General features: G+C 73.6%; 11 protein-coding genes and 1 pseudogene. 9 read left to right on the top strand and 3 right to left on the bottom strand.

Annotated features, from left to right (window positions below):
• Positions 1-707 precede the first annotated feature (707 nt).
• Positions 708-1,088 (bottom strand): annotated as a pseudogene (locus ABGB17_RS10180) (NYN domain-containing protein); the annotation flags it as partial.
• A 287-nt stretch (positions 1,089-1,375) separates the two neighbouring features.
• Between ABGB17_RS10180 and pyrE the strand changes: the two are divergent.
• A complete protein-coding gene (gene pyrE, locus ABGB17_RS10175; protein WP_347627784.1) occupies positions 1,376-1,912 on the top strand; it encodes an orotate phosphoribosyltransferase in 537 nt (178 codons plus the stop codon).
• Positions 1,913-1,937: 25 nt separating this feature from the next.
• Here the strand turns inward: pyrE and ABGB17_RS10170 are convergent, their stop codons facing one another.
• On the bottom strand, positions 1,938-2,378 hold the full coding sequence (locus tag ABGB17_RS10170; RefSeq protein WP_347627782.1) for a RodZ domain-containing protein: 441 nt from the start codon (positions 2,376-2,378) through the stop codon (positions 1,938-1,940).
• Between the two features lie 78 nt (positions 2,379-2,456).
• Positions 2,457-3,197, bottom strand: a complete 741-nt coding sequence (locus tag ABGB17_RS10165; protein WP_347627871.1) for a DedA family protein — start codon at positions 3,195-3,197, stop codon at positions 2,457-2,459.
• Between the two features lie 227 nt (positions 3,198-3,424).
• On the opposite strand from ABGB17_RS10165, the gene fbaA reads away from it, so the two are divergent.
• From fbaA to ABGB17_RS10125, 8 genes are all read left to right on the top strand, one after another.
• On the top strand, positions 3,425-4,444 hold the full coding sequence (gene fbaA, locus ABGB17_RS10160; RefSeq protein WP_347627780.1) for a class II fructose-bisphosphate aldolase: 1,020 nt from the start codon (positions 3,425-3,427) through the stop codon (positions 4,442-4,444).
• A gap of 232 nt (positions 4,445-4,676) precedes the next feature.
• On the top strand, positions 4,677-6,257 hold the full coding sequence (locus tag ABGB17_RS10155) for an asparagine synthase-related protein (RefSeq protein ID WP_347627778.1): 1,581 nt from the start codon (positions 4,677-4,679) through the stop codon (positions 6,255-6,257).
• Between the two features lie 57 nt (positions 6,258-6,314).
• Positions 6,315-7,508 (top strand): class I SAM-dependent methyltransferase, encoded by a 1,194-nt coding sequence (locus tag ABGB17_RS10150; protein WP_347627776.1) that lies wholly within the window; start codon positions 6,315-6,317, stop codon positions 7,506-7,508.
• Entirely contained in the window at positions 7,508-9,442 is a 1,935-nt protein-coding gene (locus ABGB17_RS10145; protein WP_347627774.1) for a glycosyltransferase family A protein, read from the top strand. Before ABGB17_RS10150 ends, ABGB17_RS10145 begins: the two co-directional genes overlap by 1 nt.
• 52 nt (positions 9,443-9,494) lie before the next feature.
• A complete protein-coding gene (locus ABGB17_RS10140) occupies positions 9,495-11,159 on the top strand; it encodes a glycosyltransferase (RefSeq protein WP_347627772.1) in 1,665 nt (554 codons plus the stop codon).
• Between the two features lie 99 nt (positions 11,160-11,258).
• Complete coding sequence (locus ABGB17_RS10135) at positions 11,259-11,675, top strand: DUF3151 domain-containing protein (RefSeq protein ID WP_347627770.1); 417 nt, start codon at positions 11,259-11,261, stop codon at positions 11,673-11,675.
• 102 nt (positions 11,676-11,777) lie between these two features.
• A complete protein-coding gene (locus ABGB17_RS10130) occupies positions 11,778-13,061 on the top strand; it encodes an adenylosuccinate synthase (RefSeq protein ID WP_347627768.1) in 1,284 nt (427 codons plus the stop codon).
• A gap of 161 nt (positions 13,062-13,222) precedes the next feature.
• Positions 13,223-14,149, top strand: a complete 927-nt coding sequence (locus ABGB17_RS10125; RefSeq protein ID WP_347627766.1) for a glycerophosphodiester phosphodiesterase family protein — start codon at positions 13,223-13,225, stop codon at positions 14,147-14,149.
• Positions 14,150-14,158: the final 9 nt, after the last annotated feature.

Here is a 14,158-nt window from a genome sequence, read left to right as displayed (position 1 = left end):
CCCGCACCGGGACCACCCGATCCGGGGCCCCCGGCACCGGGGCCGGCCGCCGGGCCCAGGCCGCCCGTGCCCGGGGAACCGGCGCCGGCCGGTTCGCCGGGGACGGCGGCAGCGGGCGGTGCGTCCATGAACGTGCCGGAGACGTGGGGCTCAGCGGGAGGCCGGCCGGCTGGTCCGTAGGAAGCGCCGAGGCCGTACGACCCCTGGGCCGGCGAGCCGGCGCCGGGGGACTCCGCGGCGTACCCGCCCGGACCGGGAGAACCGTGCGCGGGGGTGCTCTGGGGGGAGTCCTGCGTGAGGCCGTGGGCCCCCACCTGCCCGCCCTGCCCGGTGCCGTACGCGGCGGCGGCCTGGCCGTACGCGCCACCGGGACCGTAGGCGCCGTAGGTGGACTCCCCGCCATAGGGAGCAGCGTCGCCGCCCTGCTCACCGGGCCGGCTCTGCCCACTGGCCGCCCGCCCGGCGGGCGGCGCCGAGCCGCTCGGCCCGGGCGCGAGCGCCCCCTGGGCGTACCCGGGTGACCCGTGGGACGACGTGGTGGACAGGCCGGAGGCGGAACGGCCGTTGCCGTGCCCGTTGCCGGTGTCCGCCGGGCCCGCGACGTTGCCGGTGACGAGATTGACGTACGGCCGCAGATGCCCGCCGCTGATCTCGATGAGATCGTCGCACTCCTGCTGCAGAGTCCGCGACACCGCCCAGCTGCCCTCGGCGGCGATGTGGATGACGGTGACCCGGATGCCGAGGTCCTGCGCGTCGCTCACGACCTGCGCCAGGTCCTCGTCCCCGCTGACCACCACGGCGTCGCAGATGGCGTTGTTGCGCGCCAGCGTCATGAGGTCCCGGTGCACCTGGGCGTCGACACCCTCACGGCGGCCGGGCCGGATGCGGGCGAGCCGCAGCTTGAGGCCGGGGATGTCGGCCAGCGCGTCGTGCTCCGGTGTGCGCCGCCCCTCGACCGTGGCCTCGTACCAGTAGCACCGCAACAACGGAAGATCGGTGCGTTCACGCGACAAAGTGGACAGCAGTTGCAGCAACCCCGGGAAGTCCCAGGTGACGGCTTCGCGATGGCGGGTCCCATGCACGGCCATCGCGCCGTCCGCCAGCAGGTAGCCGGCGTCAACGAACAGCGCGCAGCGATCCACGCGACACCGCCCTTTCTACGTGGGTCAGGCCCGGTGGCAGCCGAAGCCCGGCCCTATCTCAGGGTAATGAAGCCTCTGATCGCGCGCGGGTGAATCCCGGCGATTCGGCCCGCGCATGACCATATCTATGGACGTCCACGCCGACCGTACCAGTTTGTTCTTTAAGCCCGACCTGCAGTGATTAGGCGGTGCCCGGACGGCCCCCACACGGCGGTGTTCTCTAGGCTGGCCCCATGAACGACCGTGCGAATCTGCTGGACGAAATCATCAAAAAGGGGGTCGTGCACGGCCGCGTCGTGCTGTCCTCCGGCCGTGAGGCCGACTGGTACGTGGACCTGCGCCGGATCACGCTGGACGGCACCGCGGCCCCTCTGGTGGGCCGCGTGATGCTCGACCTCACCGAGGACCTCGGGTACGACGCCGTGGGCGGCCTGACGCTCGGCGCGGACCCGGTGGCCGCGGCGATGCTCCACGCGGCGGCGGCGCGCGGGCGGCGCCTGGACGCGTTCGTGGTGCGCAAGGAGGGCAAGGCGCACGGCTTGCAGCGCCGCATCGAGGGCCCGGACGTCGCGGGCCGCCGGGTGCTCGCGGTGGAGGACACCTCGACCACCGGCGGTTCGGTGCTGACCGCCGTGGAGGCCCTGCGCGAGGCGGGCGCGGAGATCGCCGGCGTGGCGACCATCGTGGACCGCGGCGCCGCCGCGGCCATCGAGGCCACCGGCTTCCCCTACCGCACCGCCTACACCCTCGCCGATCTCGGTCTGTCCTGAACGTTTCACCTGGCGGCGGATCGGATCAGCCGTCGCGTTCGGCGGTGAAGGTCTGACGTTCGCCGGGTTTGCCGGGCTTGCGAGGCTCGCCGTTCACCTCGACGTACACGCCGGCGGCGTCGCCCAGCACCACGTCGAGCCGGGGCTGGTCGTAGATCGCCTGCTGGCCGCGGCTGAGGTCGCGGTCCTCCACGACGTCGCCGCCGCTGACCCGCACGAACAGCGGGCAGCGGTCGGCGCGGCACTCCACGAACAGGGTGGGGGCCGTGCCGGTGGCCGGAGGCGCCGAGGGGACGCTCGCGGACGGGGCGGACGACACGGCGTCCTTCGGTGCCGGAGGGTCGGAGCTCAGGGACCCGATGAGGGCCAGCACGCCGAGCACGATGAGCGCCACCACCACGAGGACGGCCACGCCCGCGAGCAGCAGGCGGGCGAGCCCCATGGGGTCGGTTCTGTGGCGTCCCACATATCGGAGGGTAGCCGCTCCGTGGCGGTGAACGGCCGCTCATCAGGACAATCGTCTGACGGACGGCCCGCGGCCCCGCTACATGGGAGAGGCGGGGTCCCGGTGGTGACGCCCCCGGGGCTGCTCGCCGGCGGCGGGCGGCACGGCCCCGGCGCCCTTCACGGGCCCGGTCAGCGGGACGGCACGGGCCTCCTTGCGACCCTTCATGATCTCTCGGATGATCGGGATGATCGAGAGCAGGATGATCACCGCGGCGCCCGGCAGGATGTACCGGTCGACGTTGGGGATCGAGCTGCCGAGGAAGTAGCCGAAGAGCAGCAGCGACTCCGTCCACAGGATGCCGCCGATCACGTTCCACAGGAAGAACTTCGGCGCGGGCATGCGGAGCATGCCGGCCACCGGGTTGAGGAACGTGCGGACGATCGGGATGAACCGCGCGAGCACCACGGCCTTGGCCGGGCCGAACTTCTGGAAGTAGTGCTCGGCCTTCTCGACGTACTCCTGCTTGAACAGCCGGGAGTCGGGCCGGGAGAACAGCCGGGGGCCGGTCTTGGCGCCGATGTAGTGGCCGAGCTGGGCCCCCACGATGGCACAGAACGGCGCCCCGATCAGCAGCACGGCCAGCGGGAACGGCGCGTCGAGGCCGACGGAGGCCGCCACGGCGGAGGATGCGCCCATGCCGGCGACGACCAGCAGGGAGTCACCGGGCAGGAAGAACCCGATGAGAAGCCCGGTCTCGGCGAAGATGATCGCCAGGATGCCGATCAGCCCGAAGGTGACGATCCACCACTGGGCGTCCAGAAGATTCGTGAGGTCCATCACGGACGAGACTATCCTGGCGAGCGGGTTCCGCGCGCGAACGGGTACGACGAGGTATATCGAGCGAGCGCCGGCCTCCGGCGGCGCCGGATGCCACGGCACTCCGGCACCAGGCCGGTCCGTGGTTTCCCGACTCGCCGCTACTTCGCAATACTTGCTGTCTGCCCCGTAATGCTCGTCCTGGCCCGTGCGCGGCCATCAAGATCCGTTCAGGGAGATGACTTCCGATGCCTATCGCGACCCCAGAGGTCTACGCCGAGATGCTCGACCGGGCCAAGGCCAATGGTTTCGCATACCCGGCGATCAACGTGACGTCCTCGCAGACGCTGAACGCCGCGCTCCGCGGTTTCGCGGAGGCCGAGAGTGACGGGATCATCCAGGTCTCGACCGGCGGCGCCGAGTACCTCTCGGGCCCCACCGTCAAGGACATGGTCACCGGCGCCCTGGCGCTGGCCGGCTACGCCCGCGCCGTCGCCGACAAGTACCCCGTGCAGATCGCCCTGCACACCGACCACTGCCCCAAGGACAAGCTCGCCGGGTTCGTGAACCCCCTGCTCGACCTCTCCCGGCAGCGTGTCGCCGAGGGCAAGGACCCGATCTTCCAGTCCCACATGTGGGACGGCTCGGCGTGCCCGCTCGACGAGAACCTCCAGATCGCCCAGGAGCTGCTGGAGAAGGCCCGCGAGGCCAACGTCGTGCTGGAGGTCGAGATCGGCGTCGTCGGCGGCGAGGAGGACGGCGTCGTCGGCGAGATGAACGAGAAGCTGTACAGCACGCCCGAGGACGCCCTGGCCACCGCCGAGGCGCTCGGCGTCGGCGACCGCGGCCGGTACCTGCTCGCGGCGACGTTCGGCAACGTGCACGGCGTGTACAAGCCGGGTCACGTGAAGCTGCGGCCGAGCGTCCTCAAGGAGATCCAGGACGCCGTGGGCGCCCAGCACGGCGCCGAGAAGCCGTTCCACCTGGTGTTCCACGGTGGTTCCGGCTCCTCGCTCGACGAGATCCGCGAGGCGATCGCCTACGGCGTGGTGAAGATGAACATCGACACCGACACGCAGTACGCCTACACCCGCCCGGTGGCCGAGCACATGTTCCGCAAGTACGACGGCGTGCTGAAGGTCGACGGCGACGTGGGCAACAAGAAGGACTACGACCCGCGCGCGTGGGGCAAGTCGGCCGAGGCCGGCATGGCCGCCCGGGTGGCCCAGGCGTGCGACGACCTGCTGTCGGCGGGCAACAAGCTCTGATCATGGCGCGCTTCCGGCGGGGCGGTGCGCCACGCCGGTAAGGCGTCTGATATGCGAGAGAAGGGGCAGGTCTCATGACCTGCCCCTTCCTTGTGAGTTCCATGAGAAAGGCTGGAAAAAGCGGTAATAAGCGGACTCATGCCCCAATCATCTCGCTAGCCTCATGGAAATGTTCATCTCCTACCGGGCGCGGCCATATGTCTGCGGTGCCATCGGTAAGTGGGATGCACGCGTGGCGGACCGCATGCTGGCCGCCTCTCCCCCGAGCCTCGACGAGGTGCACCGATCCCCCACGGCCGTCCTGTGGTCCACGGGCGAGCCGGAGAACTGGTCGGCCGGGTCGCGGTCCGGCTACCTGTGGTGGCCCGCCGCGGGCGGCCCCCCGCAGCCCTCCTCGTGGCGGGACGCCGCCGAGCGGCGCCTGGCCGCCGGGCTGGTGGTCGACCCCGGCGGCGTGGTCCTGCACACCGACGCGCTCGGGCTGAACGAGCTGAACGTCCGGGCGCACGGGGACGCTTTGTACTTCTCGGTCCGCGTCGATCCGCTGGTCCACCTGGACGACCGGCCGCTGCGCGCCGACTGGTCGGCGCTCGCCAACCTGCTGGTGCTGATGACCCCGATCGGGGACGAGACGCCGTTCGCCGAGATCAGGCGCCTGGAGCCCGCCACCGCGTGGCACGTCCCGGCCCGTTCCTCCGGGCCCGCCCGGCGCGAGCGCTTCGAGCCCGCCTGGCTGGCGCCGGGGGCGCCGCCCTCGCCGCAGGAGATGACCGAGCTCATCGCGGCCCGCGTCCCGCGCCGGGCGGGGCCGGTCACCGTCGGGCTGAGCGGCGGCTGGGACTCCCGGCTGCTCGCCGCGCTCGCCGTGCGCCGCGGCGTGCGGGCACAGGCCTGGACCACCAGCACCGACGACGGCACGGACCTCGACGTCACCTGTGCCCGGGGGGTCGCCGCCGAGCTCGGCCTGCCGCACCGCGTGGTGACGCCAGGACCGGAGGCGTGGCTGGAGGAGTACCGGCACGTGTGGCGGCGAACGCAGTACCAGACGCTGCACCACGGGTGGGCCATGCCGTACGCCCGCGCCGTCCACGAACTGCGCGGGCCGCTGGTGGACGGCTGCCTCGGCGACGCGCTGCTGCGCCGCCGTCCCGACCACGGGGACGTCGCGGCGGCGGCCGGTCCCGCCGAGGCGCGGCGGGTGTCCTGGCGGGCCCTGTCGCCGCACTTCCCCCGGCACGAGGGCATCTGGGCGCCGGGGATCGGCGAGGCCGTGGCGGCGCTCAGCGCGGCGGCGTTCGACCGGGTGACGCGGCCGGTGGAGGACCATCCGGCGCTGCCGATCCTCGCCCGGCTGCTCACCCGGTACCGGGGCATCTACGCCTCGCCGAACTGGCTGCTCGGGCCCGAGGCGGAGGTCGTGCTGCCGTTCGCCGACCCCGAGATCATCGCGGGCGCCCTGCGGGTGCCGCTCGCCGCGCGGGAGGACCACGCCTACTACCGGGCGATGCTGGCGTACGGCGCGCCCCGGGTGGCCGGGCTGCCCTCCACCAACGACCCCGGCGAGCGCCCCGCTCCCGGGCCGCGGCGGGCGACGAGCCCGGCGGCGCTGGCCGCGCTGGCGCGGGACGTCGCCGGCTGCGCCGAGGTGCGTGAGCTGCTCGGCCCGCGAATGCTCGCCGTGCTCGACGACCCGGAGACGCGGGCGCGGCAGGCCCGGTGGTCCGGGCCGCTGTACGTCCTCCAGTGGGCCGGGCTGCTCGCGCGGTGGCGTGCGCGGTACGGGTCCCGTATCGAATGGCGCCCCCTTGACTGAATTCCCGTATCGTGAAATAGCCCTTTGCCTGCGAAAACTCTCAAAGAAAGGGTAAAAATGCGGACACCACCTCCACGCCTGCTGCTGGCCGCCGGCGCGGCGACGGCCGGGCTCGCGGTGCTCGCGCTGGTGCCGCTGTCCGCGTCCGGACTCGTCGAGCCTCTCCAGGCCGTCCAGCTCGCCGTCTCCGTCGTGACCCTGGCCGTCGCCGCGGTCCTCGTCGCGAACGTCCGCCGCACCGACGGCAAGGCACAGCGCATCGACGCCCGCACCAAGCGCCAAGAGGCCGCCCTGGCCCAGACCGGCTCGGACCTCGCCCGCGTCGCCGCCACCCTGGACGGCCTGGCCTCCCGCCTCGACGAGAGCGCCCGCGAACACGTCCGCCAGGTCCTCACCGCCCTCGGCGAGGACCGCATGGAGCTCACCGCCCAGGCCGGCCGCCTCACCGACCTGGCCGGCGCCGTCACCCGGCTGGACGCCGCGGCCACCGACGTCGCCGCCGCCCTGGCCGGCCTGGCCCGCGACCACCGGACCACCGCCGCCGACGTCCGGACCGTGGCCGAGCACCTGCCCCCGCTCACCGCGGCCGTCCGCGAGACCCGGGGCGCCCTGACGGCCACCACCCGCCAGACCTACGCGCAGTTGGAAGCCCTCATCGACCTGCGCTCCCTGCTGCAACCTCACGCCCCGCTGCCCCCGCTGCGCGGCTGGGCCGCCTCCCCCGACGTCCTGCGCCTGCTGGTCGAGAGGATCGCCGCCACCCACCCGAAGACCATCCTGGAGTGCGGCAGCGGCTCCTCCACGATCTGGCTCGCCTACGCCGCCCAGCGCTTCGCCGGCGCCCACGTGGTCGCGCTGGAACACGACGAACGCTTCGCCCAGGCCACCCGGGACCTCATCCTCGCCCACGGCCTCCAGGACGTCGCGGAGGTACGCCTCGCGCCCCTCACCTCCTGGACCCACGAGGGGGAGAGCATCCCCTGGTACGACGTGCGGGCCGTGCAGGACCTCCCCGAGATCGGGCTGGTGTTCGTTGACGGGCCGCCCGGCGCCACGGCGGCCGCGGCGCGGTACCCGGCGGTGCCGGTGCTGCTGCCGCACTGCTCGGCGGACGCGTGGATCGTGCTGGACGACGCGGACCGGCCGGCGGAGAAGGAGATCGTGGAGCGCTGGCTCGCGGAGTACCCCGAGCTGACCGCCGTCAGCCACAGGGCCGAGAAGGGCGCGGTCGTGCTGCGGCGGGGCGACTGATGGCCGTCACCCCCGTGCCCCCCGAGGTCGCCGCGGAGCTCCGGAAGGGCGGGAAGGTCGCGGTCGCCACGGCCGGCGTCGCGGCCGCGGATCTGGACGAGCTGCTGCCCGGCGTGGCGTACGAGGCGGCGGACGTCGACGTCATGGGCCCGGCGCCCTGGGCCGTGGACGAGCCGTCGGCCGTGGCCGTGGTCGCCAGGACCCCCACGGACCTGCGGCGTGCCGTGGCACTCGGGGACGCGCTGCCGGACGCCCACGTGGTCGCGGTGATCGTGCTGGAGAGCCCGCAGTGGTGCGACGCCCCGGGAGTGCGCCTGTCCCCGGGGCTCGGCAGGAAGTTCCTGCGGGACCTCGCCGTCTCCCGGCACGGCAAGAGCGGCTGGCGGGTCAGGACCCGCTTCTCGCACCCCCGCCCGGCCGGGGAGGTCGCCGCCGCCGTGGCCCGGGGCTTCGGGGCGCACCAGCTCGGCGGCTACGCCCTGCCCGCCGCGGGCCTCGCCGGGAGCGGCCTCGCCGCCTGGCGCCCCGGCGACCCGGGTGCCCGCTTCAGCGACACCCACGGCCCCGCGCCCGACCGCGCCGACGTCCCCGCCGCCGACCTGGCCGTCCGCGCCGCCGTGGCCCCAGGGGCCGCCGCGGAGTGGAACGACGAGCGGGTCACGATCGTGGACCGGGACGCCGACCCGTCCTGGGCACGCATCGGCGCCCCGGGCGGCTACGGCGTCCTGCGGGACGTCACGATCGAGCCGGACGCCGTGCCTCCGGTGGACGAGCGCTCCGTCAACCCCCGCGGCTTCCTCAAGACTCCTGCCAAGGGCTACGGCACCCTGGAACGCCACGACGGCGCCACGGTGGTCCGCCTGGAGGACCGCACCCTCACCCGCCTTCCCGGATCGGGCGCCGTGACCGACGCCGACATCGGCAGGCTGCGCCGCCTGCGGGGGGTGCGCGTGACCTGGCGCCACACCCACGGCGGCCCCATCGCCGCCGCCCGCACCGTGGCGTCCCTGGCCGCCGCCGGCGTCCCGATGCTGTGCGACCCGGTGCCGGACTGGGCGGCCCGGGGGCTCGGCCCCGGCCTCACCGTCCTCCTCACCGGGGCCACCGAGCGGGAGCTCGCCGACGACCTGCGCCGCGAGGAGCACAGCGTGCGGCTGCGCCGCACCGCCCTCGGCACCCACGGCACCACCGCCCGCTGGCGCTCCCTGGCCGCCGGGTCGGGGGTGCCGCTGCCCCCGGACCCCACGGTGTCGGTCGTCATGTGCACCCGCCGCGCCGGCCTGGTGCCGTTCGCCCTCGGGCAGATCGCCCGCCAGCGCGGGGTGGACGTCGAGGTGATCCTCGGCCTGCACGGGGTAGCCGCCACCGCGCCGGAGGTGCGCGACGCGGTGGCCGGGTTCGACGGCCGGGTCACCGTGGTCGAGGCCGAACCGGAGGCGCCGTTCGGCGTCGTGCTCAACCGGGCCGCCGCACGCGCGAGCGGCTCGTTCATCAGCAAGTGGGACGACGACGACTGGTACGGACCCGACCACCTGGCCGACCTGGTGCTGGCCCAGGGCTACTCGGGCGCCGAGCTGGTGGGCGTCGCCTCGGAGTTCTTCTACCTGCAGCAGATCGACGTGACGGTGCGGCGCAACTGGACCAGCGAGACCATGTCCGACCACGTGGCCGGCGGGGCGTTCATCGTGTCCCGCTCGGCGTTCGAGGCGCTCGGCGGCTTCCGCCCGGTGCCCCGCGCGGTGGACGTGCAGTTCTTCCAGGCCCTGCTGCGCGCGGGCGGCGCGATCTACCGCACCCACGGCCTCGGCTTCGTGGCCAGGCGCGCCGCCCGCGGGCGGCACACCTGGCAGGAGCCGGTCGGCTACTTCCTGGCCCGCGCCAGGGACCAGTGGCCGGGTTTCCGGCCGAGCGGCTTGATGGACGCCGGGGCGTGACCGGCGCGACACGACGACCGGGCGACGGAGGCCGGCCGGCGGAGGGGGAACGGTGACAGTGCCGACGGGGACACCGGGGACACCTGGGACAACGGACGGGCCGGGAGCATCGGGGGCGTCCGGGCGGCCACCGAGGATCAGGCACAACGACTACGGGGTGCTCGCGCCGCCCGAGCCGGGCACCTGGCGCCCCAGGCTGTCGGTGAGCGTGGTGATCGCCGCCTACGGCCACCAGGACAAGCTCGACCTGACCCTCGCCGCGCTCGCCGCCCAGAGTTACCCGTCCCACCTGACCGAGGTGATCGTCGTGGACGACGGCACCGAGCCCGCGCTGCGCCTGCCGGACATCGTGCCGGAGAACACCGTGCTGCTGACCACCGAGCCGGGCCGCCGCGGCCGCTCCGACGCGCGCAACACGGGCCTCGCCCACGCGACCGGCGACGTCGTGCACTGGCTGGACGCCGACATGGTGACCTTCCACGACGAGGTGGAGGAGCACATGCGCTGGCACCACCTCGCCGACCACCTGGTGGTGATGGGATACGTCCGCTACGTCGAGCACCGCCCGGGCAGCCCCACCCCCGCCGAGGTGCACGCCGCGGTGTCGGCGGGCGCGGCGGACAAGCTCTTCGACGAGGAGCGCAGCGAGCCGCACGCCTGGATCGTCGAGCTGGCCGAACGCACCGACGGCCTGCGCACGGCCGGCGACACGGCGTTCCGGGTGCACGTCACCAACGCCGCGTCGGTCAACGCGCGGCTGCTGCGCGAGGCGGGGCCCCTGGACACCGCCCTGGTGCTCGGCGAGGACACCGAGCTCGGCTACCGGCTCGCCCAGGCAGGGGCGGCGTTCGTGCTCGCCCCCGGCGCCCGCAGCCGCCACCTCGGGCTGTCCATGATGATGCGCGACAAGGAGCGCATCCGGCGGTACAACCACGCCTACGTGCCCGGCTTCATCCCGCACATGCGGTGGCTGCGCGCCCACCCGCGCCGCCAGTGGCCGGTGCCGTACGCCGAGGTCGTGGTGGAGGCCGCCGGGGCGTCCTACGAGGACGTGCGCGCCACCGTGGACGGCGTGCTCGCCGGGTCCCTGCACGACCTCGTGGTCACGCTGGTCGGGCCGTGGGACGCCGCGCGCGAGGACCGGCGCAACCCGCTGCACAGCACCCACCTGGACCTGCTGCTGCTGCGCGGCCTCTACCGGGGCGAGCCCCGGGTGCGGTTCGCCGCCACCGTGCCGCCCACCGCCGCGCCCGCGCCGTACCGGCTGGTCTGCCCGCCCGGCTGGGTGCCGGGCCCCGAGACGCTGCGGCGCCTGGTGGAGCACGCCGCCCAGCACGGCCACGGCCTGGTGTCGGTGGCGCTGGACGAGGGGGAGGACGCGGTGCTCGCGGCACGCCTCGAACACACCGGCGCGTTCGCCCGCGCCGCCCTGGTCCGCGAGCCGGGCGAGCCGCTGGACACCGCCGTGCACGACGTGTCAGGGACCCACTGGATGGACGGCGCGTCGCTGGGCTTCCTGCCCGCCGCCGAGGCCGAGCCGCCCAAACGCGGCAGGACCGACGACCCGGCGCTCACCAGAGAGATGGCCCGGCTGCGCGCGGACAACGCCCGGCTGACCGAAACCCTCGCCGCGCGCGGCGGTTCCGGTGCCCCGGCCGCCGTGGAGCCCACGATCCCCTCACCCCGGGGGCGGTGGTTCCGCACCTCGCGGCGCTGATCGCGACGGCGGCCCGGCCAGGCCGGGCTTCGCGGGTCGTCCCCGCCACGGCGTGAGGTGGTATGACCAGACGACCGGAACTCAGGTAAGACTGGGTTCATGGAACCCGAGAACCTTATGGCCGGCCCACCGCCCACCCACCTTCCGGACACCCCGGACGCGCGGGAGGCCCTGGAGTCCGGCGCCCAGGCCAGTGACGTCGCCGCCCGTTTCCCCGCCTACTCCGCGGCCTGGGCGGCCCTCGCCGACGAGTCCTTCGCCGCGGGTCACGCCGTCACCTCATATGCCTTCGCCCGCACCGGCTACCACAGGGGCCTCGACCAGTTGCGCCGCGCCGGGTGGCGCGGGCACGGCCCGATCCCGTGGGAGCACGAGCCCAACCAGGGCTTCCTGCGCTGCCTGCACGCCCTGAGCCGCGCCGCCCAGGCGATCGGCGAGAAGGACGAGGCCGAGCGGTGCGCCCAGTTCCTCCGGGAGAGCAGCCCCGCGGCCGCCAGAGCCCTGGCCGCGTCATGACGCCGCGCTTGGGTGACATCGGCCCACTCGGGTAGTCTCACTACGCAAGAGCCCCTGTCGCGCTTGCGTCAGGGGTTTCGTATTTTTCGTGGGAGTCCAACGATGCCGGCTGTCGTTCTCGTAGGCGCCCAATGGGGCGATGAGGGCAAGGGTAAGGCCACCGACCTTCTGGGCGGCGAGGTCGACTTCGTCGTCCGCTACCAGGGCGGCAACAACGCCGGCCACACCGTCGTCATCGGCGACCAGAAATACGCCCTGCATCTGCTACCCACCGGCGTGCTCTCGCCCGACGTGGTGCCGGTGATCGGCAACGGCGTCGTGATCGACCCCGGGGTGCTCCTGTCGGAGATCGACGGGCTGAGGAAGCGCGGCATCACGTGCGACCGCCTGCTGATCTCCGCCAGCGCCCACTTGATCATGCCCCACCACAAGGCGCTGGACAAGGTCACCGAGCGCTACCTCGGCAAGGCCCGCATCGGCACCACGGGCCGCGGCATCGGCCCCGCGTACGGCGACAAGATCGCGCGGATGGGCGTGCGGGTGCAGGACCTCCTGGACCCGGGCATCCTGCGCCAGAAGATCGAGGTCGCGCTGAACGAGAAGAACCAGGTGCTGACCAAGGTCTACAACCGCCGGGGCATCGACCTCGGCAAGGTCCTTGAGGAGTACCTCGCCTACGCCGAGCGGCTGAAGCCGTTCATCGCCGACACCTCGCTGATCCTGAGCAAGGCGCTCGACGAGCACAAGGTGGTGCTGCTGGAGGGCGGCCAGGGCACGCTGCTCGACATCGACCACGGCACCTACCCGTTCGTCACGTCCTCCTCGCCCACCTCGGGCGGGGCGTGCGCGGGCTCGGGCATCCCGCCGACCCGGCTCACCCGGGTGATCGGCATCCTCAAGGCGTACACCACCCGTGTCGGCTCCGGCCCGTTCCCGACCGAGCTGACCGACGACATGGGCGAGTGGCTGCGCAGCACCGGCCACGAGTACGGCACCACCACCGGCCGCGACCGCCGCTGCGGCTGGTTCGACGCGATCATCGCCAGGTACGCCACCCGCGTGAACGGCCTCACCGACTTCTTCCTCACCAAGCTGGACGTGCTGACCGGGCTGGAGCGCATCCCGGTCTGCGTGGCGTACGACGTCGAGGGCACCCGCCACGACGAGATCCCGATGACCCAGACCGAGTTCCACCACGCCAAGCCGATCTACGAGGAGCTGCCCGGCTGGGACGAGGACATCACCGGCGCCAAGACGTTCGAGGACCTGCCGAAGAACGCGCAGGACTACGTGCGTGCCCTGGAGGAGATGAGCGGCGCGCCCATCTCCGCCATCGGCGTCGGCCCCGGCCGCGACCAGACCCTCTCGCTGCGGCCGCTCGTCTGACCTGCCCCGCCCTTCCGGCGACTCCGGCACCCCGGCCCGCCCCGCCGTGCGCACGGCGGGGCGTCGATCCGGCCCGCTCGGCGCTCGGATGGGCGTCTCCACCGGCCACCCCGGCCCCGCCTGGACGAGGCGGGGACGGGTGACCGATAGAGTGCGCCGTTGTGCAGGTTGAGATACACGGCCACCGGGGGGCACGGGGCCTGCGCCCGGAGAACACCCTTCCCGGCATGGCCTACACGCTGGAGCTCGGCGTCCACGCCATCGAGCTCGACGTCGCGCTGAGCGCCGACCGTCAGCTCGTGCTGACGCATGACCTCACGGTCTCGGAGGTCACCAGCGCGGACACCGGCCCCGCCACGCCCGGCGACGCCGCGTACCCCTATGTCGGCAAGCCCATCCGGTCGCTCACGCTGCAACAGCTACGCACGCTGGACGTGGGCACCCGGCACCCCCGCCGGCCCGACGACCCCTACGCGCGCACCCAGACGCCGGTGCCGGGGGCCCGCATGCCCACCCTCGGCGCGGTGCTCGGCCTGATGGCCGCCTACGAGGCCGACGGCGTACGGCTGAACGTCGAGCTCAAGTCCGACCCCACCCGGCCGGACCTGTCGGCCGACCCGGTGGAGTTCACCGAGCTGGTCGTGGCGGAGCTGGAGCGGCACGGGCGGCTCGGCGGCGCCGCCCTCCTCAGCTTCGACTGGCGGGTGCTGCGCGCCGCGCGCGACCTCGTGTCCACGCGGTACGCCCTGGTCGAGAAGGCGACGCTGCGGCCGGAGTGGCTCGGCCTCGACCACGTGGCCGACTTCGGCGGGGACGTCGCGGCGGCCGCGGCGTCGATCGGGGCCACCACGCTGTCCCCGGACCGTGTGCTGGTGGACGCCGAGCTGATGGAGGGGGCGCGCAGGGCCGGGCTGCCGACGGTGGTGTGGACGGTCAACGACCCCGAGGAGGCGTCCCGCCTGATCGGGCTCGGCGTCGCGGGCGTCGTCACCGACTATCCCGACCGCATGCGCGCCCTGTGGGCGGCGCGCGGGCTGCCCCTGCCCGATCCGGTGCCCTTCCTCCGCCGTTCACCGGCCCGCGCCTAGCGTTTCTCG

The organism is Sphaerisporangium sp. B11E5 (assembly GCF_039871875.1).
Taxonomy (GTDB): domain Bacteria; phylum Actinomycetota; class Actinomycetes; order Streptosporangiales; family Streptosporangiaceae; genus Sphaerisporangium.
The sequence above is the reverse complement of the archived record's forward strand: the minus strand, read 5'-3'. Positions and strand labels throughout refer to the sequence as shown.

Excerpts from the sequence above, each read along its gene's own strand:
- pyrE (WP_347627784.1), top strand. The coding sequence starts at position 1,376 with ATGAACGACCGTGCGAATCTGCTGGACGAAATCATCAAAAAGGGGGTC.
- ABGB17_RS10135 (WP_347627770.1), top strand. The coding sequence starts at position 11,259 with ATGGAACCCGAGAACCTTATGGCCGGCCCACCGCCCACCCACCTTCCG.
- ABGB17_RS10145 (WP_347627774.1), top strand. The coding sequence starts at position 7,508 with ATGGCCGTCACCCCCGTGCCCCCCGAGGTCGCCGCGGAGCTCCGGAAG.
- fbaA (WP_347627780.1), top strand. The coding sequence starts at position 3,425 with ATGCCTATCGCGACCCCAGAGGTCTACGCCGAGATGCTCGACCGGGCC.
- ABGB17_RS10130 (WP_347627768.1), top strand. The coding sequence starts at position 11,778 with ATGCCGGCTGTCGTTCTCGTAGGCGCCCAATGGGGCGATGAGGGCAAG.
- ABGB17_RS10150 (WP_347627776.1), top strand. The coding sequence starts at position 6,315 with ATGCGGACACCACCTCCACGCCTGCTGCTGGCCGCCGGCGCGGCGACG.
- ABGB17_RS10165 (WP_347627871.1), bottom strand. The coding sequence starts at position 3,197 with ATGGACCTCACGAATCTTCTGGACGCCCAGTGGTGGATCGTCACCTTC.